The sequence below is a fragment of the Corynebacterium sp. ACRQJ genome (assembly GCF_022346045.1).
GTDB classification, from domain to species: domain Bacteria; phylum Actinomycetota; class Actinomycetes; order Mycobacteriales; family Mycobacteriaceae; genus Corynebacterium; species Corynebacterium evansiae.
Map to the genome: position 1 here is coordinate 94,406 of NZ_JAKRMT010000003.1, position 23,299 is coordinate 117,704.

21 protein-coding genes are annotated in these 23,299 nt (G+C 62.4%); 7 read left to right on the forward strand and 14 right to left on the reverse strand.

What is annotated here, in order from left to right:
• Positions 1–11 precede the first annotated feature (11 nt).
• The 4 genes from MHX52_RS03080 to mshA all read right to left on the reverse strand — a co-directional run bounded on the left by MHX52_RS03080 (position 12) and on the right by mshA (position 4,132).
• The gene (locus tag MHX52_RS03080) at positions 12–1,292 is read right to left on the reverse strand and encodes a cell wall metabolism sensor histidine kinase WalK (RefSeq protein ID WP_239316507.1); all 1,281 of its coding nucleotides are present in this window, start codon (positions 1,290–1,292) and stop codon (positions 12–14) included.
• 36 nt (positions 1,293–1,328) lie between these two features.
• Positions 1,329–2,093 carry a phosphoglyceromutase gene (locus tag MHX52_RS03085; protein WP_239316509.1) on the reverse strand — a complete coding sequence of 255 codons (765 nt, stop codon included), beginning with the start codon at positions 2,091–2,093 and terminating at the stop codon, positions 1,329–1,331.
• A gap of 64 nt (positions 2,094–2,157) precedes the next feature.
• Positions 2,158–2,814, reverse strand: a complete 657-nt coding sequence (locus MHX52_RS03090; RefSeq protein ID WP_239316511.1) for a YbjN domain-containing protein — start codon at positions 2,812–2,814, stop codon at positions 2,158–2,160.
• 58 nt (positions 2,815–2,872) lie between these two features.
• Positions 2,873–4,132 (reverse strand): D-inositol-3-phosphate glycosyltransferase, encoded by a 1,260-nt coding sequence (gene mshA / locus MHX52_RS03095; protein WP_239316513.1) that lies wholly within the window; start codon positions 4,130–4,132, stop codon positions 2,873–2,875.
• A 157-nt stretch (positions 4,133–4,289) separates the two neighbouring features.
• On the opposite strand from mshA, the gene MHX52_RS03100 reads away from it, so the two are divergent.
• The 4 genes from MHX52_RS03100 (at position 4,290) to MHX52_RS03115 (ending at position 8,231) form a co-directional block, all read left to right on the forward strand.
• Positions 4,290–6,023: a long-chain-fatty-acid--CoA ligase gene (locus MHX52_RS03100; RefSeq protein WP_239316515.1), complete on the forward strand. Its 1,734-nt coding sequence runs from the start codon at positions 4,290–4,292 to the stop codon at positions 6,021–6,023.
• A 458-nt stretch (positions 6,024–6,481) separates the two neighbouring features.
• Positions 6,482–7,714, forward strand: a complete 1,233-nt coding sequence (locus tag MHX52_RS03105; RefSeq protein WP_011274219.1) for an alkane 1-monooxygenase — start codon at positions 6,482–6,484, stop codon at positions 7,712–7,714.
• A complete protein-coding gene (locus tag MHX52_RS03110) occupies positions 7,711–8,016 on the forward strand; it encodes a hypothetical protein (protein ID WP_005292164.1) in 306 nt (101 codons plus the stop codon). Before MHX52_RS03105 ends, MHX52_RS03110 begins: the two co-directional genes overlap by 4 nt.
• Before the next feature lie 50 nt (positions 8,017–8,066).
• Entirely contained in the window at positions 8,067–8,231 is a 165-nt protein-coding gene (locus MHX52_RS03115; RefSeq protein ID WP_034985227.1) for a rubredoxin, read from the forward strand.
• A gap of 34 nt (positions 8,232–8,265) precedes the next feature.
• Here MHX52_RS03115 and MHX52_RS03120 read toward each other — a convergent pair whose 3' ends face one another.
• Positions 8,266–9,582, reverse strand: coding sequence for a UDP-N-acetylmuramate dehydrogenase (locus MHX52_RS03120; protein ID WP_070488024.1), 1,317 nt, complete (start codon positions 9,580–9,582; stop codon positions 8,266–8,268).
• 23 nt (positions 9,583–9,605) lie between these two features.
• On the opposite strand from MHX52_RS03120, the gene MHX52_RS03125 reads away from it, so the two are divergent.
• The 3 genes from MHX52_RS03125 (at position 9,606) to MHX52_RS03135 (ending at position 12,339) form a co-directional block, all read left to right on the forward strand.
• Positions 9,606–10,103 (forward strand): DUF2505 domain-containing protein, encoded by a 498-nt coding sequence (locus MHX52_RS03125; protein ID WP_034985223.1) that lies wholly within the window; start codon positions 9,606–9,608, stop codon positions 10,101–10,103.
• A 72-nt stretch (positions 10,104–10,175) separates the two neighbouring features.
• Positions 10,176–11,027 (forward strand): class I SAM-dependent methyltransferase, encoded by an 852-nt coding sequence (locus MHX52_RS03130; RefSeq protein WP_239316517.1) that lies wholly within the window; start codon positions 10,176–10,178, stop codon positions 11,025–11,027.
• A gap of 103 nt (positions 11,028–11,130) precedes the next feature.
• Positions 11,131–12,339 carry a DUF2993 domain-containing protein gene (locus tag MHX52_RS03135; protein ID WP_239316519.1) on the forward strand — a complete coding sequence of 403 codons (1,209 nt, stop codon included), beginning with the start codon at positions 11,131–11,133 and terminating at the stop codon, positions 12,337–12,339.
• A 29-nt stretch (positions 12,340–12,368) separates the two neighbouring features.
• On the opposite strand, the gene deoC is transcribed toward MHX52_RS03135, so the two are convergent.
• The 9 genes from deoC to MHX52_RS03180 form a co-directional block, all read right to left on the reverse strand.
• Complete coding sequence (gene deoC, locus MHX52_RS03140) at positions 12,369–13,118, reverse strand: deoxyribose-phosphate aldolase (protein ID WP_049048862.1); 750 nt, start codon at positions 13,116–13,118, stop codon at positions 12,369–12,371.
• On the reverse strand, positions 13,115–13,429 hold the full coding sequence (locus tag MHX52_RS03145) for a DUF2516 family protein (protein ID WP_035002941.1): 315 nt from the start codon (positions 13,427–13,429) through the stop codon (positions 13,115–13,117). The genes deoC and MHX52_RS03145 overlap by 4 nt, the downstream gene beginning before the upstream one ends.
• A gap of 5 nt (positions 13,430–13,434) precedes the next feature.
• On the reverse strand, positions 13,435–14,826 hold the full coding sequence (locus tag MHX52_RS03150) for a DUF445 domain-containing protein (RefSeq protein ID WP_239316521.1): 1,392 nt from the start codon (positions 14,824–14,826) through the stop codon (positions 13,435–13,437).
• A gap of 484 nt (positions 14,827–15,310) precedes the next feature.
• A complete protein-coding gene (locus MHX52_RS03155; RefSeq protein ID WP_035002940.1) occupies positions 15,311–15,631 on the reverse strand; it encodes a hypothetical protein in 321 nt (106 codons plus the stop codon).
• A 40-nt stretch (positions 15,632–15,671) separates the two neighbouring features.
• Complete coding sequence (locus MHX52_RS03160; RefSeq protein ID WP_034985210.1) at positions 15,672–16,421, reverse strand: succinate dehydrogenase/fumarate reductase iron-sulfur subunit; 750 nt, start codon at positions 16,419–16,421, stop codon at positions 15,672–15,674.
• Positions 16,421–18,454: a fumarate reductase/succinate dehydrogenase flavoprotein subunit gene (locus MHX52_RS03165; RefSeq protein ID WP_034985208.1), complete on the reverse strand. Its 2,034-nt coding sequence runs from the start codon at positions 18,452–18,454 to the stop codon at positions 16,421–16,423. Before MHX52_RS03165 ends, MHX52_RS03160 begins: the two co-directional genes overlap by 1 nt.
• 33 nt (positions 18,455–18,487) lie before the next feature.
• The gene (locus tag MHX52_RS03170) at positions 18,488–19,273 is read right to left on the reverse strand and encodes a succinate dehydrogenase cytochrome b subunit (RefSeq protein ID WP_034985206.1); all 786 of its coding nucleotides are present in this window, start codon (positions 19,271–19,273) and stop codon (positions 18,488–18,490) included.
• 333 nt (positions 19,274–19,606) lie between these two features.
• Positions 19,607–22,258, reverse strand: coding sequence for a glycoside hydrolase family 65 protein (locus MHX52_RS03175; protein ID WP_239316523.1), 2,652 nt, complete (start codon positions 22,256–22,258; stop codon positions 19,607–19,609).
• A gap of 144 nt (positions 22,259–22,402) precedes the next feature.
• Complete coding sequence (locus tag MHX52_RS03180; protein ID WP_035002937.1) at positions 22,403–23,161, reverse strand: HAD family phosphatase; 759 nt, start codon at positions 23,159–23,161, stop codon at positions 22,403–22,405.
• Positions 23,162–23,299 lie beyond the last annotated feature (138 nt).

Here is a 23,299-nt window from a genome sequence, read left to right on the forward strand (position 1 = left end):
TAACCCGAAGGTCATTCTTTGTCCTCTGTTTCTGGTGTTTCTGGATCCGCGCCCGTGCCCTTCGCATCGTCCAGGCGCCGCGCGTCCGGAATGACTGGAATCTCTCCGCTCGGCAGCTCCTTGGTCTTACCCTCCTGGAAGCGTGGGAGCTCCAAAGTAAAGGTGGAGCCTGTCCCCAGCCGGGACCACAGGGAAACACTGCCACCGTGGTTGGCCATCACGTGCTTCACGATGGCCAACCCCAGACCAGTGCCGCCCGTGTCTCGCGAGCGCGCTTTGTCCACGCGGAAGAACCTCTCGAACACCCGCTTTTGGTCGTCCTGGGAAATGCCGATTCCCCGGTCCGTCACGCGGATGGTCACGGTATCGCCGTGTATTTCGCGGGAAATGGAAACGGGCGAGCCCTCTGGCGAATAGTTGATGGCGTTGGTCAGCAGGTTGGACACGCTGGTAACCAGCAGCCCTTTGTCGCCCTTCACCATCGCCCCGGAGCGCCCGTCCTTAACCAGCTCGATGTTGCGCGCTTCGGCCGCCAGGCGGCAGCGATCAATCGCGTCTTCGATGACCTTGTCGATGCTCAAGACCTCTAGGTCCGGCAGAGATTCTGCGCCCTGCAACTTCGACAGACTGATCAGCTCGGTAATCATCTGGTTCATGCGGCGCACCTCGACGATCAGCTTTGAACCGAAGTACTCCACAGCCTCTTCGTCGTCACGCACCGACATGAGGGTCTCTACCAGCAGCGAGATCGCCCCCACCGGGGTTTTAAGTTCGTGGGAGACGTTGGCTACGAAGTCGCGGCGGGCGGATTCCATGCGCACGGACTCGGAATCGTCGGTGGCGTACACCACCGCGAAGCGGTCATCCACAAGGGAAAGCAGCTGAACCTGCCCGGCCACCGCAATGACGGGTCGGTTGCTGCGGCGCGGTGGGGGCAGGAAGTTCAGCTCGCGGGGCTCCTGGTCGGCGAAGACCCGCTCCACCATCTTCCACGCTTCGGCGTTCAGGTTCCGCTCGTGCACCAGGCCCAGCTCGTGGGCACGCGGGTTGGAAAGCACAACGTTGCGCTTGCGATCCACCACCGCCACCGCATCGGGCGAAGACTGGATGGCGAAGTGCAGAACCTGCGCCACCGTGGAAACACGATTGCCCTCGAGCTCCCTTTGGGTGTGGGTGTTGCGCTGAGCCTTCACTCGCTTGCGGTATCCCCACATGCCGAGCGCGCCCAGGCACACGCCGACGATCAACCCAAAGAGCAGCCCAAGGGCAACCCCTGAGGTTAGAAATCCCAAGGCTTAAAATCCCAAGGCTAAAACTTAGCCCGGCTCTTACTTAGCCTGGCCCTGTGCGGCGACGGCTGCGGCGCCAGCGGCAGCTGCCTCCGGATCCAGGTAGTCGCCACCCGGGTTCAGAACCTTGCCCTCCGCGTCGATGCGGTAGACCAGCGGGATGCCGGTCGGGATGTTCAGACCCGCGATGTCCTCGTCGGAGATCTTATCCAGGTGCTTAACCAACGCACGCAGGGAGTTGCCGTGCGCGGCAACCAGGACGGTCTCGCCGTTCTTCACGCGCGGCTCGATCTCTTCCTCGTAGTACGGGATGAAGCGCTTGACGACATCCAGCAGGCACTCGGTGGCCGGGACCTCAGGAAGATCGGCGTAACGCGGGTCGTTGGTCTGCGCGTACTCGTTATCAGCGTCGATGGCCGGCGGCGGGGTGTCATAGGAACGGCGCCATGCCATGAACTGCTCTTCGCCGTACTTGTCCTTGGTCTCTGCCTTGTTCAGACCCTGCAGTGCGCCGTAGTGGCGCTCGTTCAGGCGCCAGTCGCGCACGACGGGGATCCAGTGGCGGTCCGCCGCATCGAGGGCGATGTTGGCGGTGGTGATGGCGCGGCGCAGCAGGGAGGTGTACAGGATGGTCGGCTCCAGACCGGCTTCCTTGATCATCTCGCCGCCGCGAACTGCCTCCTCGCGCCCCTTGTCGGTCAGTCGCACGTCTACCCAGCCGGTGAACTGGTTGGAGGCGTTCCATTCACTCTGGCCGTGACGCAGCAGGATCAGATTTCCGTGGGAGTTATTTTGCTCGCTCATACTCCCAATTCTGCCATGATGTGCGTCCGCGTGCCCCTGGTTTAGGCTGCGCCGCCTATTCTGTTTATTCTTCCGAGTCTGCTTTTGTTTCTTCCGCTTCGCTTTGCTCACTGCCGTCAGCACCACCGTGCTCCGTACCGTCGCTGGTGCCGTCTAGGTCGGGGGTGCTCGGGCTCTTCGCTTCGGACGCCAACTTGGAGCCCGGTGGCGGCGCCAGCAACTGAACCTCCTGCTCGGAGGGCTTGAGGTGTGCGAAGGCCGCGAGGTTCATAGTCGGCTCGCCACGGGACAGGCGCCATGCCCACTCGTGGCGGATGGAGGAAGCGAAGCCGCGTTCCAGGATGCGGTTAAAGTCCGCATCCGCCCGCTCCAGCACCTGCCCCAAGATCCGCTGGATGTCCTCACTGCTGGTGTTGTCCGAGAACTGGCCGACCAGGTAGATGTCGTTATTCCGATCCAGCGTGTAGTGCACTCCGAAGCTGCGGCGGTTGGCGTGCAACAGGAGCTTGTAGACCTCTTCCTGGCCTTCCTCCACCGCGCGGCAAACAAAGGCCTCCACGCGGAACATTCCGTCCTGCGGAATAAAAAGGCAGTTCGTTTTCAGCCGCTTCTCCCCCGGCAAGACGACTACGACGGTGTCGCCGTCTCCGGCCGGCCCCTCGGGGAGGGTGTACTCGACTTCCGCTTCGTCCAGAAGTTCACAAATCCGTGTGCGATCCATAAGTCCCAAACTACATTTCCGCCCGCCCCGGCGCAGTCACCTTGGATTTTCCCCGGTTCTACCCGGCGGGTTGGCGCTCTCCGCGGTGGCCGGCAGGCGGCAGTTCTTCGTACAGCTTGTACAGTGCTTCCGCAGATGCCTGCCAGGAGAACTTAGCGGCGTGGCTGGGGGCATATTCCCCCATCGCGATGCGCAGATCGTCGTCTAACACCAGCTTGCCCAGCGCGTCGGCCCAGTCACCCGCATCGTGGCCGTCCACCAGCAGGCCAGATTTCTCATCTTCCACCGCGATCGGCAGGCCACCCGTGCGCGTAGCCACGACGGGCGTGCCACACGCCTGCGCCTCCAGCGCCACCAGCCCGAAGGACTCGTTGTAGCTGGGCACGGCCACGATGTCCGCCGCCCGGTACACGCCCACCAGCTCCTCGGGCGGGCGCGGAGCCAAAAAGCGCACGCAGCGGCTAATCCCCAGCTCCTCAGCCAGCAGCTGTAGTCGCTCCAGCTCGTTGCCGCCAGCCCCGGAAGATCCACCGCAGATCACCACAGCCAGCTGCTGTTGAGGGTGCCTGTTCAGCAACTCCGCCACTGCTCGCAGCAGCACCTGCGGCCCCTTCAACCGCTGTAACCGGCCGACGAAACCAATGACCTTCGTACGGAAGGGAATGCCCAGTTCGCGGCGGGAGCGCTCGGTTGCACGATCCGATCCAGGCGTGAAGCGATCCACGTCTGCCCCCGGTGGGACGACCTTGATCGCGCACGTGGTGGCGTCATAACCCTCAATAAGATCCTGCACCTCCTGGTCCGTGTTTACGATCAGCAGATCCGCATTGTCCACGATCTGCTGCTCGCAGATGCGGCGCGATTCCGGCTCGCGCGAATCGCCGTCGGCCAGGGAGTTGTTCTTCACCGCCGCCAGAGTGTGCGCCGTGTGCACCCAGGGAACCTGCCAGAGGTCGCGCAACAGCCACCCAACCTGCCCGGAGAGCCAATAGTGCGAGTGAATCAGGTCGTAGCTCACCCCCTCCTCGCGGCAAAAAGCCAGGATCGATCCCGTAAACGCCGCCAGCTGCGTGGGCAGCTCCTCCTTCGACAGCCCCTCGTACGGCCCAGCCACGCAGTTGATCACCCTTAACCCCGGGCGAACGTTGACTACCTCGCCCTGCAGAGGCCGGGTCGCTCGAGTAAATACATCGACGGTGACGCCCCTACGTTCCAGCTGCTCAGCAATGTTTTTCACGTACACGTTCATCCCGCCGGCATCCCCCGTGCCGGGTTGCTCGAGGGGTGAGGTGTGCATGGAGATCATAGCGACGCGCATACCGCCCAAGCTTAGCCAGGTTAGAGCGGGACTGGGGGTAGGTAGCGTCCACAAAAAATTGCTTAATTCCACCAAAGAAAACGAGAAAGTTAGATAGGGTGCCAAAGTAACGTGCATCACGTTTTGAAGACTGTTTCTTTAGACCTAAGGGATCTACATGACTGACACCGAGCGCCCAGAGGGAACGGCCTGGAAGGACAAGCCTTACCTGAAGTACTACGCGGAGTGGACTCCGCACAGCCTGGAGTACCAAGACGACACCATGGCTAAGCTTCTCGACCGTACTGTCGCCGAACACTCGAGCGCCGACATCCTGGACTTCTTTGGCCAGACGATGACCTACGGAGATTTCCTCAAGCAGGTCAAGAGCGTGGCCGCCGGCTTGCGCGAGCTAGGCGTGCGCCCGGGCGACCGCGTGGCCGTAACCCTACCGAACTGCCCGCAGCACCTGATCACGATTTTCGCAGTCCACAAGCTGGGCGGCGTGGTAGCCGAGCACAACCCGCTGTACACCGCCCGCGAGCTGCAAGGCCCCTGCAAGGACCACGGCGCGAAGGTGGCGGTGGTCTGGGACAAGATCGCCCCCATGTTCCAGGAGCTTTCGCGCACCACGCCGCTGGAGAAGATCGTGAGCGTGAACATGATCGACGCGATGCCGCTGGTGAAGCGCCTGGCTCTGAAGCTGCCGATCAAGTCCATCAAGGAGAAGCGCGACCAGCTACACGGCGAGGCGCCGGGCACCATCCCGTTTTCTCAGCTGCTGAGTGCCAAGTTCGGCGGCGATGGATCCGACATCGAAAACTGCCCGGAGACGAACCAGGACTCCCCTGCGTTCATCCTGTTCACCTCCGGCACCACCGGCAAGCCGAAGAGCGCGCAGCTAACGCACGGCAACGTCATGTCCAACGTTGCCCAGGGCCAGTCCTGGATCAGTGGCATCGGCGAGCGTGGCCAGGAGAAGTTCCTCGCTGCCCTCCCCTTGTTCCACATCTACGGCCTGACACTGACCGCCGCACTAGCCGTATCCACCGGCGGCAAGCTGCTGCTACTGCCGAAGCCGGAGATTCCGCTGATTGTGGATCAGCTGAAGCGCGAGACCCCCACCTACATGCCGGGCGTGCCGACCCTGTACGACAAGATTCTGGCTGCCGCGGATGAGCACAACCTTGACCTGCGCGGAATTGCCAACGCCCTATCCGGCGCAGCACCGCTGCCGGTACACACCACCCTGGAGTGGGAGAAGAAGACCGGCGGCAAGATCGTGGAGGGCTACGGCCTAACCGAGTCCGGCCCGATCCTCACGGCCAACCCCGTCACCCCGGAGCGCCGCGCGGGCTACATCGGCATCCCGTTCCCGGATACCGAACTTCGCGTGGCCGACCCGGACGACTTCAGCAAGACCATGCCGGACGGCGAACCGGGCGAGCTGCTGGCCCGCGGCCGCCAGGTGTTCCACGGCTACATCAACATCCCGGACGAGGATCAGCCGTTCTACGAAGACTGGTTCTGCACTGGTGACATGGCTGTGATGGAGCCGGACGGCTTCATCAAGATCGTCTCCCGCATTAAGGAAATGATCATCACCGGCGGGTTTAACGTTTACCCCGCCGAGGTCGAGGAGTTCCTGGAGGAGCACGAGCAGATCCAGAAGGCCGGCGTGGTCGGCCTGCCGCAGGACGACGGCTCTGAAGAGGTTGTCGCCGCAGTTGTTCTGGCGGACGGCGTGAGCGAGGCTGACTTCGACAAGGAAGCCATCCGGGAGTGGGCTCGCGAAGGTCTGACCCGCTACAAGGTTCCCCGCCGCTTCTTCGTCGTCGACGAGATGCCGGCTGATCTGATCGGCAAGATCCGCCGCCGTGAGGTTAAGGACCTGATCATGACGATGCTGTAGGCGGACGCTTCCCCTCTTCTAGCTCTTCCCGAGTTCGGCGAATACGCCGGGCTCGGGTTTCTGCTTTCTTGGCTCCCTAAGCGCCGAATGTCGCTAGAACGGGAATGCGTTAAAGGAAACTATTTTCACCTGCATAAAGTCGCAGGTTAGAGCGTTGCGCTGTTTTGGAACCTTGCGTTTCCATTTACAGATTCCCGTTCTAACGACATTTCCACATTCCACCCCTCCCGGAACCCCTCCTCCAACTACCTCCAAAGCCCTAATTTCATATTGTTGTGAAAACCATATGGTATTCTGTGTCACATGTGCGAGGCAGAGCGCTCCGCCATCCGGGCGCCATCCGGGCCCATCCACGCACCATTCGTGGGCCATACGTGCACGACTCGCACGCCAACTAGATACCAACTGAATACCAACCCCACACCATCGATATGCACAGGAATGCAGGTGAGTCGACGATGACAACCACGCAAAACCCAGCGCACACAGCCAACGGCGCTAGCACCTCTCCCGGTACGGCTCCAGCCAAGCGCCCACCCGGTTGGAAAGACTCCAAGAAGTACGCCTGGACTTTCAGCCTCGTTCCGGCGGCCATTCCACTGATCGTGTGGGGCGTTGCCTCCTGGCTCAAAGCCATCAACGGCCCCGACCTGCTGATCCATGTCACCTGGTGGGCCGGCCCCATTGCCGTGTTTATCCTGATCCCACTGGCGGACGTGATCCTCGGCCGCGATGGCGAGAACGTGCCGGAAGAGTTCGTCCCCTGGCTGGAAGAAACCAAGTACTACCGAGTGGTGACGTACCTCTACTTCCCCATCATGCTGGCCAGCCTCATTGCCTGCTGCTACCTATGGACCAGCTCGGACCTGTTGATGATCGACCGCCTGGGCCTTGCCTGGTCTATGGGCATGAGCTCCGGCATCGGTATCGTCGCTGCCCACGAACTAGGCCACAAGAAGGGCAGCTTCGAGCGTTGGATGGGCAAGATCACCCTGGCTGTCCCCGCCTACGGGCACTTCTACATCGAGCACAACAAGGGTCACCACGTTAAGGTCGCCACCCCGGAGGATCCGGTGAGCTCCCGCATGGGCGAGAACGTCTACACCTACCTGGTCCGATCCATCCCTCACCAGATCCCACGCGCCTGGAACATCGAGAAGAAGCGTCTGGCGCGCAAGGGCAAGTCCCAATTCCACCTCAGCAATGAGGTGCTGAACGCTTGGCTGGTCACCGTGCTGGTCTGGGGCGGGCTGTTCATCGCCTTCGGCATCTACATTCTGCCGTGGATGCTAATCCAGGCCGTGCTGGGCATCGCCTTGCTGGAGTTCGTGAACTACCTAGAGCACTACGGCCTGTTGCGGCAGATGCAGCCGGATGGCCGCTACGAGCGCTGCACCCCGGAGCACTCCTGGAACTCCGACAATCTGACCACCAATATTTTCCTCTACCAGCTTCAGCGCCACTCGGATCACCACGCGAATCCGACGCGCCGCTACCAGTCGCTGCGCTCGGACGTGAAAGCTCCGGAGCTGCCAGCCGGCTACGCGACGATGATCGCCATGGCTTCGATTCCGCCGCTGTGGTTCAAGGTCATGGATAGCCGCCTGATGAAGCACTACAACTACGACGTCTCCAAGGCGAACGTCCTGCCTGGCAAGGAAGAGAAGCTGGCTGCGAGGTGGCAGCGATGAGCACGACCGCCCCAACCGGAAGCACCATCAACCCACCCAACCCAACCACTCACTACCTGCTCAGTGGCGCTGGCACGGCGGTCGGTGCTTTCTTCCTACTGCTCGCGGTCTTGGGCTTGTTCGGCGTTCCCGCTTTGAGCAACGTCGTTCCATGGCCTCTGTTGATCAGCCTTTTCTTCCTGATCCCCGGGATCGCCGGCTTGTGGCGCGGCCCCGGCCAGCCCTCGACGTATGAGATCCCCCGTCCGAAGCAGCGCAAGTTCACCGACAAGAACCGCGCGGCCAAGGCTGCTTCTAAGTGACGCCCCTAGCCCCAACCCCAACCACTTCAGTCCAAGCGAAGGAGTCCCCCATGTCCGTTTTCCAATGCCCTGTCTGTGACTATCGATTCGATGAGGCCGTAGGCGATCCCGCCGAGGGCTTCAACCCCGGCACCCCGTGGTCCGAGGTGCCGGATGACTGGTTCTGCCCGGACTGCGGCGTCCGCGACAAAGTGGATTTCGAGCCGGTCGCCTAGCCTCAGCCGGTCGGCTGGTCTCAACTACCTCGAGCTAGTCGATGCTCACGCCGACCCAGATCGGCTCCGGCTCCAGCACTACTCCGAACGCTTCCTGCACGCCGGCCCGCACGGCGCGTGCCAGTTCCACCACATCCGCACTGGTCGCGGAACCGCGATTGGTGAGGGCCAGGGTGTGCTTGGTGGACAGGGAGGCGCGGTCGTTCCCCGGTACGTGCCAGCCCTTTGCAAACCCGGCGCGCTCGATCAGCCACGCTGCAGAGAACTTGAACTGTGGCTCGCCCACGCCCGTACCGGCATCCGTGCCAGCAGCCGCGCCCGCAGCGGCGCCACCATTGGCCTTCACCGGGTACAGGGGCATCGACTCCACCCCATCGTCGCCGCACTTCTCCCGCACAGCGGCCACTACCGCGTCGCGCGCCTCCTCGCCGGTGACAATCGGGTTCGTGAAGAAGGACCCAGCCGACCACGTATCGTGGTCAGCCGAATCCAAAACCATGCCCTTGCCCGCGCGCAGTTCCAGCACGGCCTGGCGCACATCGGCAGCGGGCCGACGGATCTCCCCGGCGGCAGCCTCATCCGCATCCACGCCCAAGCGCCGCGCCAGCTCGCCGAAGCGCAGCGGCACACTCAGGCCATCGGTGGTCAGCTGGAACTCCACGGACGTCACCACGGCCCGCGAGGTGAACTTCAGATTCGAGTAGCGATACCCCAGGTCCAGGGCGGAAGGTTCCACCCACTCGAGCTCCCCGCTCGTACGGTCATACAACTGCACGCGCCGCAGCACCTGCGCAACCTCCGCGCCATATGCGCCGACGTTCTGCACAGGCGTGGCACCCACGGAGCCGGGGATCCCGCTCAGGCACTCCAACCCGCCGAGCCCAGCCTCGACAGTCGCGGCCACCAGCTGATCCCATTCAACTCCCGCAAAGGCTCGCACCACACCAGTCTCGCGGTCGATCGTCACCCCTGTCTCGCCCGTCGCGTCACCGTCAGCGTCTTCGCTATCGCCTACGTCACCGTCACCCGCGCTCAACAGCACCACAACCAACTGGGATACTGCATCCCCTTCGCCCACCACGAGGTTCGATCCGCCGCCGACGACAAGCAGTGGCTGCGTGTGGGCGTCCAAAAAAGAAACGACCTGGGCAACAGCCTCCGCCGAAGAGCATTCGACAACCCCGGCGGGTGCGGCGCCGATGCGCAGGGTGGTCATTTCGGCGAAGGAACGGCTGGTCACACGGGTGTCGGGGATAGAAACTGGGTCGGCGCCAGTGCCGCTGAGGCGCTCCAGAAGGTGGTGTGCGCGTTCCTCGGACGTGAAATGTGCGTTATTAGTCGAATCAGTCACATCACTAAAGGTAGTCTGTTGGCATGACTACTCACAGCGAGAACACTGCAACGATTAACTTCCCCATTGAAAAGGTCTACGAGGCACTCTCCTCCGCAAATTACTGGGCCTACGAGGTCGAGAACATCGGCGACGAGCCTGGCGAGGTAAACTCTTTCACCCCCGAGCCCATCGAGGCCGTCCTATTCGAGCTGCTGCCGAAGTCCGCTCTGCCGGAGGCCGTGCGTGGCATGGTTTCCCAGGACCTGAAGCTCAAGCGTGTCGTCGAGTTCGGCCCGCTGGCTGACGGCACCACCACCGGTAAGGTCAACGCAGAGGTCAAGGGCGCACCGGTTTCCTTCTCCGCGGATGTCACCCTGACCGGCTCCGGTGACTCCACCGAGCTGAAGGCCGACTGCGCCGTGGACGTGAAGATCCCGATGATGGGCGCCGTCCTGGAGCCGAAGGTTGCCGAGTGGGTGGAGGAGTTCCTGACCCGCGAGGCCGCCCTGATCCAGAAGTGGATCAGCGACAACGCCTAAAGCCCGGCATAGGCTCCGCCTGGACCTTTAACGAAAACAAACTCACTCACCTGAAAGGCTCGGTTAACCCGCGTGGCTGACCACGCCCACAATCTCAAGGCCCGTTCGTGGAATACGGACGGGCCTGTTGGCGTCCCTACCCGCGGAACGACTGGCTACAACCGCCTGCGCAAGTCCGACCGCTGGCTGGTGGCGCAGCCGCGGGTGCAGGCCCAGCTGCAGGGTGCCGTGCTGCACGAACACCGCAACCCCGTGGCCGTCGACGTCGGCTACGGAGCCTCCCACACCACCACCTGCGAGTGGGCTCGGTGGCTGCGAACTATTGCTCCCACGGTGGAGGTCACCGGCCTGGAGATCGAGCCTTCCCGCGTGCTCCCCGACCGCGAGGGTGTGCACTTCGCCCTCGGCGGCTTCGAGCTGGCGGGGCTGCAGGCGGACGTTGTGCGCGCCTTTAACGTGCTGCGCCAATACGACGTGGATCAGGTGCAGGCCGCGTGGGACACGATGCGTGCGAACCTGCGCCCCGGTGGCGTGATCATCGAGGGCACCTGCGACGAGGTCGGCCGCCGCTCCTGCTGGGTACTCCTGGATGAGGCTGGCCCGCAGTCACTGACGCTCGCGTGGGACCCGCAGGACATCGAAAAACCCTCCGACCTTGCCGAACGCCTGCCGAAGATCCTGATTCACCGCAACACCCCCGGCCACCTCATCTACGACGTCCTCGCGGAGCTCGACCGCTGCTGGGAACGCGCCGCACCCCTGGCCGTCTTTGGGCCACGGGTACGGTGGCGCTCGGCGAAGCAGGAATTCTTGGGTTCTCTTGGTGACGCCCACGCTCCCGCGGCGCGGCTCAACCCGCGCCGCCGCTTGGCGGATAATTCAATCACCTTGCCATGGTCATTGGTGTGCGAGCCTGTGTATTAGCTATCTGTTCGCTGCCAAGTCTTGGCTCAACTATGGGCTCTAAAGTGGGCTGGGGCTAAGATACGGGTTGGCACAGCTCCGACGATAAGGAACACTGATACGGGTGACTAACCCACAAAACCCATCACAGAACCCGTCCTCGAATGCCGGCGGCAACGAGGATCAGACGGCTGTCTGGAACACCAGCGACAACAACAGCCCGAACCAGTACGGCTCTGGGTACGGCGCTCCGCAGGGGCAGCTGGGCCAGCCGAACCAGCAGCTGCAGTTCGGTCAGCCGGGGCAGCAGGGCCCGTATGGCCAGGCAGGCGCGTACGGCCAACCACCGCAGAACATGTACCAGCAGCAGCCAAAGAAGAGCAAGCTTTGGCTGAAGGTCCTTATCGGATTCTTGCTTGTCATTGTTTTGCTGCTGCTTCTCGCCGAGTTCGGCCTCCGCTGGTTCATGAAGGACCAGATTCAGAGCGCGTTTAGGGAGCAACAGCAGGAATCCGGCGTGTCTGAACCCGTGGATCCGGATATTTCCCTGGGCGCTTCCCCAGTGCTGCTGGGAATTGTGCAAGGCAAGATCCCCCAAATGACCGTCGATATTCCCTCCACGTTGGACATCACCTACGAGGGGCAGGATAAGTCCAAGCCCAAAATCTCCGGCGAGCCCGCGGTTCACCTGGAGCTTCGTGACATGAAGATGGATACCGACAATCCTGATGACTCAGTGGTGGGCGACCTGCGACTACGGACGGTCATTACCAAGGAGATGCTGCTGGCTCAGGCCTCCGAAAGCGCCAGCGACGGCGGTGGGGATGAGGACAACCCGCTGGCTGGGTTACTGCAGATTACTGACGTCCGCCCCAACCCGGACAAGCAGACCCTAAGCTTCGACCTCACTGGCGGTCTGGCGACCTTCGAGGTCAAGCCAGTTATCCAGGACGGGCAAATGAAGATGGAGATGGAGAACGTCTCCCTGCTGGGTATGGATCTTCCGGAGTCCTTCACCCAGGAGATGGAGTCGCAGTTGGAGGATTCCATCCCCGCTGATGTTCAGGGCGGCATGGACTTCGAATCCATCAACGTCACCGACGAGGGGCTGGAAGTAAACATGCACGGCACGGACGTTAACTTCGCCGAGCTGGACACGGGCTCCGCCACCGGCGGCTCCAGCGGCGGCAGCGGCTCTGACGGTGGCAGCGGATCCGGTGGCTCCGGCGGCGGCAGTGGCTCGGGTAGCGGTTCGGGCAATACCGAGGACGCGGACCTCACCCGCCCCTGGAAGGAAGACGGCCCGGTCGGTTCCTCCAACATGGCCGCCTAGCAGCGCCCCTAGGCGCCCCCAAGATTCTTCTAGGCGCCCAGCACCTTCGCTGCCGCGGAAACCCCCAGGCGGGTAGCTCCCGCCTCAATCATCGCCAGGGCCGTATCCCAATCCCGGATGCCACCCGAGGCCTTGATCCCCACCAGACCCGCGGCAATGCGCTCATCCTCCCCCATGCCAAACGGCGCCAGCTTCCCCAGCTTGCGCAGCTCGTCGGCCATGATGCTCACAGCCTCCACGCTCGCCCCACCCGCCGGGTGGAAGCCCGTGGAGGTTTTTACGTAGTCTGCACCCGCCTGCACGCACGCGCGCACGGCAGTGCGCAGCTGCTCCTCGTCCAGCAGTGCGGACTCCACAATCACCTTCAGCACCAGCGGGTGCGGCACGGCCTCCCGCACGGTAATTAGCTCCGCCAGAAGCGCATTCTGATCCTTCGCCAGGGCCGCCGCCACGTCGATCACCACATCGATCTCTTCGGCGCCCAACTGCGCGGCATAACGCGCCTCGGTGGCCTTCACCAAGGAGGCGTGCTTGCCGCTAGGGAACCCGGCGACGGTGGCGATGCGCAGCGTGGCGTCAGTACCCAAAGAACCCAAAGGCAGCAAAGAGCCCAGGGGCAGCATCGAGGGCGACACGCACACCGCGCCGCACCCCAACTGGGTGGCCTCGCGAACCAGAGCCGCCACGTCATCGCGCGACGCTTCGGGCTTCAGCAGTGTGGCATCCAGGATGGCGGCAACGGCCTCGCGGGAGACCTTAGAACGGTCGAAGGAAGTCACCAGGAACCACCCGAGTTATCCAGCACGTCGCGGATCGCGGGGCGCACGTCCTGCCAGTAAATACCGACGATGACCGCCGCGATGATCCACAGCAGCTCGATGGCGATGAAGAAACTCAGGATGGACAGCGCCACCGCACCGCCCATCAGCATCAACCAATTCTGCTTTTCACGATCGATCACCATAAAAGCGTCGTCGCGCGTACTAGCCAGCTGCGCCAGACCGACTGCCGCCAGCACGAAAATAGCAACCGCCAGCGCCAAATTGATACCCATATATACGTTAGCCAACGTCGTAAAGACCATGTACATGCCACTCAGCCTAACGCAAAGATCAGCTCAGTCAGGGAGTAAATCGCCAGGCCAGCCAACGCGCCCACAATCGTGCCATTCACGCGGATGAACTGCAGGTCCTTGCCCACCATCAGCTCGATCTTGTCGGAAGCCTCCTGCGCGTCCCACCGCTCGACTGTCTCGCCGATGATGCCGGTGACCTCGCCCGCATAGTTATCGGCAAGGTAGCTGGCCGCCCCGACGATGCGCCGTTCAAGCTCTTCGCGCAGCTCTGGCTCTTCTTGGATACGACGCCCATACGCCTCCACCCATTGCGCAATCTGTCGGCGCAGCAGGGAATCTGGGTCACGGGACCAGGAGGTGAGTGTTGCGCGGGTGGACTCCCACAAGCGGCCGGGCATCGCGGTGACAGGCCCGGAGGTCATCACGTCATTCTTGAAGCCCTCCACCCGGGCGATCATCTTTTCATCGTGCTGGAGGTCCTGCGAAAGCTGGTAGATGAACGAGCGCAGCTGGCGGCGGGCATCGTGGTTGGGGTCGCGGCGAACGTCGCCTGTGAATTCCACCAGCTCGCGGTACACGCGGGAGCCCACGAGCTCGCGGACGAAGCGGGGCGCCCAAGACGGGGTGCGCTCGTCGATGAGTCGGACGACGAAGTCTTCGGAAGTACGGGCCTTGTCGTCCATCCAGACGACGATTGCGTCGACTGCGGGTTCAGTGCGGCCTTCCTCGATAAGTTGCTCCAGGCCGCGGCCCAGCGGCGGGCCCCAGGTGGGTTCGCTGAGCTTGTCGATGACCAGGGCGCGGAGGACTTGCTCTGCTTCCTGGGGGTTGATGCCGTTGACTGTGAGGTCGATGATCTTGCCGACCTCCTGCGAGACTCGGTTGGCGCCGCCGTCGTTGACGACCCAATCGCTGGCGCGCTCCGGGATTCGCGCCTTGCGGAGCTTATCGCTGATGAGGGCGGCATTGAGGAAGTTCTCCCCCACGAACTCGCTGAGCGCGTGGCCGACCTGGTCTTTCTTCCGCTTGATGATGGCCGTGTGCGGGATGGGGATGTGCAACGGGTGGCGAAACAGGGCAGTGACGGCGAACCAGTCGGCGAGGGCACCGACCATGCCGGCTTCGCTGGCCGCGCGGACGTAGCCGATCCAGGCGCCGGGGTTGCCCTGGTACTCGAGCCAGCGCATGGCCACGTAGATGAGAGTCGCGATGACCAGCAGGCCGGTGGCTATGGCCTTGTGTTTGCGCAGTTCCGCCCGGCGGGTGGCCTCGGTGGCCGGGTCGGGCCCCGGGACCTGGGACAGCGGTGCCGGGGCCTGGGACAGCGGTGCCGACTGGTGGTGCTGCTGGGGTCGCCCGGTCTGCTGGTGTGCAGAGCGGCCTCGCGCGGCGGAGTTCTCAGAAGCAGTCATTGTTCAATTATGGCACCGGTGAGGCGTCAAGAGAGTTTCGATCAGGCGCTTGCGGGGTTCGATTAGGGTGAGCGAGCGTTCAACTAAGTCCAACAAGCTGTCCAACAGCTATCCAACAAGCTAAATGTCGGAAAAGTTGCAAAACGTTATTGGGGATTATTTGCACTAACATAAAAGCGCTGGTCAGGAGGTTTTCAACCCTAGCCGCAAACAGTCGAGTAGAAAGAAATGCAACTTTTCCGACATTTTGCCCCCATCCCCACTCTCCAAGAGGAATCTTCGGCGCTTTACTGTGCAGACAAAGCACTATGCAGGCAAACCACGTGCAGACAAAGCAAACCGCGCCACCGGAAGTGGTGGCGCGGTCTGCGCAATTGGAGGTGCTTTAGCTCTGGCTTCAGCTTCGGCTCAAGCCCAAGCTCTGACTCAAGCTCAAGCCCTGCCGTTAGCCCTAGCCTCAGCTGAAGCTATGACTAACCGCTAGCTAGATGATGCGGCCGGAACGGCTCTTGTAGTCGCGGTAGTTCTTGCGACCTGCGTGGATGCACGCAGAGCCAGCTACAACTGCAACAACGGCCATTACAACGCCGATAATCAGGTACGTCATGCCGTTTTCCTGAGTGCCGGACATGTTGGTAGCCAGACCGAACACGATGGTACCCAGACCCGGCATCAGCAGCAGCCAAAAGCCCATGCCGATCCAAGTGAGGGAGCGCTGCAGCGAAGAGTGCGGCGCATCAAAGCTGGACGGCTGGTAGCCATCAACGTAGTAACGCTCCATGTGCAGGTTCTCACTGAGTGCCATGGTTCTCTCCTACTTTCTGATACTTGTCTTGGAGTTGATCTTAGTCATCCTTGCCGCGGAAAGCGGCACGGGTGCGTTCCTTTGTGATAGCTGCCACAGCCGTCAGCGGGATACCCGCCGGGCAAACGTCAGCACACTCGCCGTACAGCGAGCAAGGACCGAAAGTACCCTCGACCTCATCAACCATCTTGCGGGCGCGCTTGCCGCGCTCCTCACGCCCCAGCGGGGACAGCGTCAGGTGCACCAGCTTTGCGCCGGTGAACAGGTGAGCTGCACCGTTCGGGCAAGCCGCGACACAGGCGCCACAGCCGATGCAGGCTGCGTGGTCCAGTGCCTTCTCGGCGTCGGAGTGGTTCACCAGCAGGGAGTCGGCATCCGGGGCGGTGCCGGCCATGACGGACACGAAGCCACCCTTTTCCATCACGCGGTCCAGTGCGGAACGGTCGACGACCATGTCCTTGATAACCGGGTAAGCAGCGGAACGCAGCGGCTCCAGCTTGATGGTGTCGCCATCGTTGAAGGAGACCAAGCGCTGCTGGCAGGCCGGCTTGTTCTGATCCGGTCCGTGGGGACGGTCGTTAACCATCAGGCCACAGGTACCGCAAATACCCTCGCGGCAGTCCGAGGCGAAGGCAAAGGGCTCCTTGCCCTCTTCAACGAACTTGTTGTTTACGTGGTCGAGCAGCTCCAAGATGGACATCTGCTCTGCAGCGTCGTCAACGTCAACAGACTCGAAGTGGCCTTCGGCATTCGGGCCCGCCTGACGCCAGATTTCAAGATGCAGTTTCATTACTTGTAATTCCTTGTCATCAGCGGGATACGGTCGAAGTACAGGGGCTCAGAGTGGCGGATGAACTTGTTCTCGCCATTCGGCTCCCAGGCGGAGACGAAGCACCAGTTGTCATCGTCACGCTCTGCCTCGCCGTCTTCGGACAGGTGGTCATCGCGGTAGTGGGCACCACAGGACTCGTCGCGGTCCAGTGCGTCCACGCACATCAGCTCGCCCAGATCCAGGTAGTCGGCAACGCGGGTTGCGTACTCCAGGGTCTGGTTCATTTCCTCGGTACCGCCCGGGATGTGGACGTTGGCCCAGAAGTCCTTGCGCAGTGCGCGGATCTTCTCGATGCCGTCCTTCATGTCCTTCACGTTGCGGGACACGCCGCAGGAGAAGTACAGGATCTCGCCCAGCTGGCGGTGGTAGTACTCCGGACCGTGCGGGTCGTCGCCCTTGATGGTGGTCAGACGCTCGATGCGATCCTTGGCGCGCTGCAGGGCTTCCTGAGCTGCCGGGGAATCGGCGGCCGGAATTTCCTCGCCCAGGTGCGGTGCCAGGTAGTTCGGGATGGTGAACGGCAGGGTGAACCAGCCCTCCACGGAGGAGGACAGCAGGGAGTTAGCACCCAGGCGGTTCGCGCCGTGGTACATCCAGGAGGACTCACCGGAGCAGAACAGACCGTCGATGGACGTCATCTCGTTGAAGTCGGTCCACAGGCCACCCATGGTGTAGTGGCAGGTTGGGGCGATGCGCATCGGAGTCTCGTAAGCGGACTCGCCGATGGCCTCTTCGTACATCTGGATCAGGTTGGAGTAGCGCTCGCGGATCGTGTCCTTGCCCAGGCGCTGGATAGCGTCGCCCAGGTCCAGGTACACGGAGTTCTTCATCGGGCCCACGCCGTAGCCAGCGTTAATCTGCTGAGCGTTGGCACGGGAAGCGATATCACGCGGAACCAGGTTGCCGAAGGCCGGGTAGCGGCGCTCCAGGAAGTAGTCGCGCTCGTCCTCCGGGATGTCGTTCGGCTTGCGGTCGTCGCCCTTCTTCTTCGGGGTCCAGATGCGGCCGTCGTTACGCAGCGACTCTGACATCAGGATCGTCTTGGACTGCCAGGTGGAGTTCACCGGCAGGCCGGTCGGGTGGAACTGCACAAAGGACGGGGACGCCATGTAGGCACCCAGCTCGTAGGCGCGCATGATGGCCGAGGCGTTGGAGTTCTTGGCCAGCGTGGACATGTGGTACACGTTGCCGTAACCGCCGGTGGCCAGCACGGTTGCGTGGCCGGTGTGAGCCTTCAGCTCGCCGGTCAGCAGGTTGCGCATGATCACGCCCTCACAGCGGCCGTCGTTGACGATCAGGTCAACCAGGTCATTGTGGGTGAAGATCTCCACGTGGCCAGCACCGATCTGGCGATACAGCGCAGAGGTGGTGGCCAGCTGCAGCTGCTGACCTGTTTGGCCACGGGTGTAGTAGGTGCGAGAGACCTGAACGCCACCGAAGGAACGGGTTGCCAGGGTGCCGCCGTACTCGCGGGAGAACGGTGCGCCGACAGCGTTCATGTGGTCGATGACCTTCGGGGACTCCATAGCCAGGCGCCAGCAGTCGTTCTCGCGGCAGCGGTAGTCGCCGCCCTTGACCGTGTCCTTGGCGTGCAGGTAGGTGGAGTCGTTATCCAGCTTCTTACCGCGGGAGGAGTTCACACCACCCTGCGCAGCGATGGAGTGCGCGCGGCGCGGGGAGTCGTGGTAGGTGAACACCTTGACGTCGTAGCCCAGCTCGCCGAGTGCGGCGGCTGCGGCGCCACCGGCCAGGCCGGTGCCGACGATGAGGATGCGGAACTTGTTGCGGTTCAGCGGAGACACCATTCCGAAGTGCTCCTTGGCGTACTGCCACTGCTTGTCCTGGCCGACTACGTGGGGTGCGTTGTCCTTCAGGACCTTGCCGACGGTCACGCCCTCGACGACGGATTCCGGCGCAGTAAAAGCAGCGACGGCCTTGTCGTAGTCGAAGTCCGCGGTCTGATTGTGCGGGTGGTTAGTTACTTCGCTCATTTAACTCTCTTCTCCTTGTAACCAGACTCGCCGTTATTGCCCAGCCGGGACGAACGGGACCTGATCAACCAGCCCAAACATCACAGCCAGCGGGATGGAGATGTTGCCGATCATCACGATCGCGGGCAGCAGGTAAGCGATCCACAGCATGACCTTGCGGGTGCGGTGGCCGGTGATGCCCAGGTCCGAGGTGGCAGTCCAGATGCCGTGGGACAGGTGCATGAACAGGATCAGCATCGCCAGGATGTAGAAGATAGCCACAGCCGGGCGGTCGAAGGATGCAATCAGGTTCTGGTAGGCAGCGTGTGCGCCGTCAGTCGGCCCCTGGAAGTCCTCGGAAGCGACCGGCTTTACGCCCATCGTCAGATCCAGGATGTGGAAGATGATGAACAGCAGCAGCACGATGCCGGTGACGATCATGCTGCGGGCGGTAAAGGTGTTCCAGCTGCTGACCATGCCCTTGCGGCGGTAACGGCCACGGGACTGGTGAGCACGGCTGGTCAGCGCGAATGCGCACCATACGTGCAGGATCAGGCACACCAGCAGCACGATACGAGCAACCCACAGGAAGGACTCGTGCGGCAGCAGCGGGTAGCCAAATTCACGCAGGAAGTCAGCGTAGGTGTTGAAGGATTCGGCCCCCATGTAAACCTTCAGGTTTCCAACCATGTGAACCAGGACGAACAGCGCGAAGATGATGCCCGTGATGGCCATCGTCAGCTTCATCGCCCACGAAGGGAAGCCTGGCTTCTCGCGCAGGCTCGAAGTTCTCAGTTTTCCGTGAGCGATTGCCTCACGGTCGTCATATTTAACAGTCATGGCACCTCCAGTGTCATAGACACTGTATGTGCTTTAGCCCCCCTCGGACTACTCGTGTACCTGCATATTCCCGCTCTTACACCCCGTTATGGGGTATAACATTTCCGCAATACAAGCCTTGCAAAAATACCCATAACGGTACGACCGTACTGTTAGATTCCCCCTAAGAGACCGTCGTCGCTCAGCGTCACACTGGTCACACGGCTTTCGGGGGTTACCCTGTTTCTTTCTTATTGACGCCACGCCCCAACTTCTTCACGCCCACCACCCACCTCACAGAGAATGCGGGGGTGACGGCGCGCGCTGGCGGTAGGCGTCAGAAAATATATATTTTTATAGCTTTACCCAGTGATCCGGAGAGACAGGCGAAGAACTGCCGTCGGCCCCGTCGGCACGGTGTTCGCTGAGCAGCGTCGCACCCTTCACAACGACGGGCTCGTGGCCGACAACAACCTCCTCGCCCATAACCCAGATCGGGCCGACCTTGCGGTCGCCTTCCTCGAGCACCAGCTCGACCTCGCCGGGGCGAACCTCCACGCGCAGGCGCTCGCCATACAGGGTGATGTGGTAGGTCAGGGAGTCCCACTCGTCCGGCAGGCGCGGGTCGATGGTGTACTGCCCGTAGAAATCGCGGAAACCGCCGAAGCCATTGGTCAACGCCGTCCACGCGCCACCACAGGAGGCGATGTGCACACCATCGGAGGCGTTGTGGTGCAGGTCGCCCATGTCCACGAACAGACCCCGGTAGAAGAACTCCTCGGCCTTCTCCTTGTAGCCCAGCTCCGCGGCGATGATGGACTGCACGACGGCCGACAGGGTGGAATCTCCCGTGGTCAGAATGTCGTAGTAGTCGTAGTCCGCACGCTTGACTTCAGTGGAGAAGCGCTGACCCTGCAGGAACAGTGCCAGCACCACGTCGGCCTGCTTCAGAATCTGGTAGCGGTAGATCGTCAGCGGGTGGTAGTGCAGCAGCAGCGGGCGCTTCGGGCCGACCTCCGGATCGTCCAGATCCCAGATGCGACGATGCAGGAACTGGTCGTCCTGGGGGTTGACCTTCAGCTCCTCGTTGTACGGGATGTACATGCACTCGGCAGCCTTGCGCCAGAGATCCACCTCTGCCTGCGTAATGTGCTTCAGGTTCTGCAGGTTGCGGTATTCCTCCGGGCGTTCCTTTTCCGTCTGGCTCACCACCGCAGCCGCGACCTCCAGGTTGTACTGGGCCATCACGTTTGTGTACAGGTTGTTGTTCACCACGGTCGTGTACTCGTCCGGGCCGGTCACAGAGTGGATCTCGAACTTATCCTGCTCGCTGTTGAAGAAGCCGATGGACATCCAGAACCGCGCGGTCTCCACCAGAAGGCTGATGCCCTGCTGCAGCAGAAACTCCGTATCGCCGGTTGCGTAGACGTACTTCATCAGCGCAAACGCGATGTCGGCATCAATGTGGTACTGCGCGGTACCCGCCGCGTAGTAGGCCGAGGATTCCTGGCCGTTGATGGTGCGCCACGGAAACAGGGCGCCGTCGTGTGACAACTCCAGTGCGCGCTGCTTGGCCGCGGGCAGCATGTCATAGCGGAAGCGCAGGGCGTTTCGGGCCAGGTTGGGGTTGGTGTAGCAGAGGAACGGCATCACATAGATTTCCGTATCCCAGAAGTAATGGCCGCCGTAGCCGGAGCCGGTCATGCCCTTTGCCGGCACACCGTTGGTCTCCGCGCGGGCGGAGGCCTGGATCAGCTGGAAGATGTTCCAGCGCACCGCCTGCTGCAGCGCGGGCTGGCCGGCGATGCGTACGTCGGAGCGCTCCCAGAAGCGGGCCAGCCACTCGGCCTGGTTATCCATCAGGTTGCTAAAGCCCACCGACTTCGCACGGTTGATGGTGCGTGCGCAGCGGAACGCGAGCTCCTGCGGAGCCACGTGACGGGAGGAGTGGTACGCCGTGAACTTCTCCAGGCGCATCTTCATCCCCTTCTTACCGTTCAGGTGGTACGTCACGCGAGCGACGTCCTCTTCCACCTCCGTGGAGACCTCCACGCCGGTATCCACGCCCGTGTCCGTCTCATCCGAGGGGTTGTCGATATCCAGGATGTGGTCCATGGAGACCGTCACGGTCATGCCTGAGTGGTTGATCTGATAGCCCAGCGTCGCGCGCTCCGGCTCCGTGCTGGACTGATACTTCGGGATGAACACGCGATCCTGGAACTGCTCACCCTTGCGCGGATCGAAGCCCTCCTCGCCGGCTACGCGGGCGTTGTTATCCGGGAACTCGCCCTGGCCGTCCTCGCGGTTCAGCAGCTGGGAGGAGACCACAACGGCGGCCGGTGCATCCAGCAGCTCGACCTCCAGGGACTGCAGCGCCAGGTGGCGCTCCTGGAAGCTCACCATGCGCTCGGAAGTCACGCGCACATGCTTGCCGCCTGGAGTGCGCCAGACCAGGCTGCGGCGCAGCACGCCCTCGCGGAAGTCCAGGCTGCGGTTATATTCCATCACCTCCGCGTTGCCCAGGCGCAGCGGCTCGTCGTCGATGTACAGTCGCATGGCCTTGGCATCTGGAACCGAGACGATGCTCTGCCCTGTGCGCGCCAGGCCGTAGGCATCCTCTGCGTGCTCGATGTCCCAGGTCTCATGCACGCCGTTGATGAACGTGCCGTGGGTGTGGGAATCTCGGCCCTCTTCCGGGTTGCCACGCAGGCCCAGGTAGCCGTTGGACAGCGCAAAGAGGGTTTCGGAAACACCAAGATCCATGGAGTTCGGGCGGGTCTCGATCAACGCCCACTCGTCGACCGGGTTGTTGTCACGATCCACGGACTCCAGCGGATTCACCGCGGTGTGCTTCATGTCGGCACGGAATCCCTCCGCACGCAAGTCACCGCCGTCAACCGGGCGCTTGTACCCCGGCTCCGCTCCCTCGCGGCGGGTTGCGAGGAAGTCCTTCAGCCGCTGGTCTTCCGGGCTGCGCTTGGTCTGTCGTTGCGCGTTGATTCCCATAGTGCTTCTGGTTTCTCCGTCTAGTTCTGTCTAGTTCCGTCTACTTCTTTATAGGCCTGCGTAAGTCTTTGCAGTTCTGTGCCGGTTGTTCGTCTAAAGGCTCAGCGTGTAAAAGTTCTGCGCGCTAGCCCCCGACCACGTGCTCTAACCCAGCAGGTCCGCCAGGTCGTTGACCACGATGTCCGCACCGTGTTCGTGCAACGCCTCCGCACCCGCCCCACGATCCACGCCGATGACCAGCCCGAACTTGCCCGCCTTACCGCTGGCCACGCCACTAGTGGCATCCTCCACCACCACTGCGTTTTCCGCACTGGCGCCGAGCTTCTTTGCGCCATACAGGTACGTATCTGGTGCGGGCTTACCTGGCAGGTTCTTTTCGGACGCCACCTTCCCATCCACAACAACCTCAAACCGATCGAGCAGCCCCGCCGCCTTAAGCACCGGGCGTGCGTTCTTCGAGGAGGAGACGATCGCGATCTGTGGGGCCTTCTCCCCCGCCGCGGCACAATCCCGGATGGCATCCAGCAGCTGCACGGAGCCCTCGTAGGCCTGCACACCTTCTTCCACCAGCTTCAGGAAGTCCTCGTTCTTGCGGGCGCCCAGGCCATGGATCGTGTCTTGATCCGCGTTATCGTCCGCGTTGCCCTCCGGAATCTCAATGTCACGGCTGCCCAGCAGGGCGGCCACGCCCTCGTCGCGACGGCGGCCGTCCAGGTAGTCGAAGTAATCCTGTTCGGTGTAGGGTTTGGCCCCCTTGGCCTCCAGGAACGCACTGAACATCCGTGCCCACGCCTGGCGGTGGAGCTCTGCGGTCGGGGTGATCACACCGTCGAGGTCGAAAAGTACGGCGTCAAAATCAAAGAGAGATCGGGCGGGCGGGGTGCCAAAGGTGGTGACGGACAAAGTCGGGCTCCTTCCGGGGCGCCTTGGTGAATGTGCGGTCGTGCATGTGTGTTCGCGTGACCACCAGTCTAACCAGGGGGTCGGACAACTGTCCGTGCAAGGAAGTTGCAAGGAAGCCGCGCGGAAGTGGGCATAGGA

What these genes read in the sequence shown, in the direction of transcription:
- MHX52_RS03105 (WP_011274219.1), top strand. Translation starts at nt 6,482, where the DNA reads ATGACAACCACGCAAAACCCAGCGCACACAGCCAACGGCGCTAGCACC.
- MHX52_RS03115 (WP_034985227.1), top strand. Translation starts at nt 8,067, where the DNA reads ATGTCCGTTTTCCAATGCCCTGTCTGTGACTATCGATTCGATGAGGCC.
- MHX52_RS03165 (WP_034985208.1), bottom strand. Translation starts at nt 18,454, where the DNA reads ATGAGCGAAGTAACTAACCACCCGCACAATCAGACCGCGGACTTCGAC.
- MHX52_RS03155 (WP_035002940.1), bottom strand. Translation starts at nt 15,631, where the DNA reads ATGGCACTCAGTGAGAACCTGCACATGGAGCGTTACTACGTTGATGGC.
- MHX52_RS03170 (WP_034985206.1), bottom strand. Translation starts at nt 19,273, where the DNA reads ATGACTGTTAAATATGACGACCGTGAGGCAATCGCTCACGGAAAACTG.
- MHX52_RS03160 (WP_034985210.1), bottom strand. Translation starts at nt 16,421, where the DNA reads ATGAAACTGCATCTTGAAATCTGGCGTCAGGCGGGCCCGAATGCCGAA.
- MHX52_RS03125 (WP_034985223.1), top strand. Translation starts at nt 9,606, where the DNA reads ATGACTACTCACAGCGAGAACACTGCAACGATTAACTTCCCCATTGAA.
- MHX52_RS03085 (WP_239316509.1), bottom strand. Translation starts at nt 2,093, where the DNA reads ATGAGCGAGCAAAATAACTCCCACGGAAATCTGATCCTGCTGCGTCAC.
- MHX52_RS03175 (WP_239316523.1), bottom strand. Translation starts at nt 22,258, where the DNA reads ATGGGAATCAACGCGCAACGACAGACCAAGCGCAGCCCGGAAGACCAG.
- MHX52_RS03110 (WP_005292164.1), top strand. Translation starts at nt 7,711, where the DNA reads ATGAGCACGACCGCCCCAACCGGAAGCACCATCAACCCACCCAACCCA.
- MHX52_RS03090 (WP_239316511.1), bottom strand. Translation starts at nt 2,814, where the DNA reads ATGGATCGCACACGGATTTGTGAACTTCTGGACGAAGCGGAAGTCGAG.
- MHX52_RS03145 (WP_035002941.1), bottom strand. Translation starts at nt 13,429, where the DNA reads ATGTACATGGTCTTTACGACGTTGGCTAACGTATATATGGGTATCAAT.
- mshA (WP_239316513.1), bottom strand. Translation starts at nt 4,132, where the DNA reads ATGCGCGTCGCTATGATCTCCATGCACACCTCACCCCTCGAGCAACCC.
- MHX52_RS03100 (WP_239316515.1), top strand. Translation starts at nt 4,290, where the DNA reads ATGACTGACACCGAGCGCCCAGAGGGAACGGCCTGGAAGGACAAGCCT.
- MHX52_RS03150 (WP_239316521.1), bottom strand. Translation starts at nt 14,826, where the DNA reads ATGACTGCTTCTGAGAACTCCGCCGCGCGAGGCCGCTCTGCACACCAG.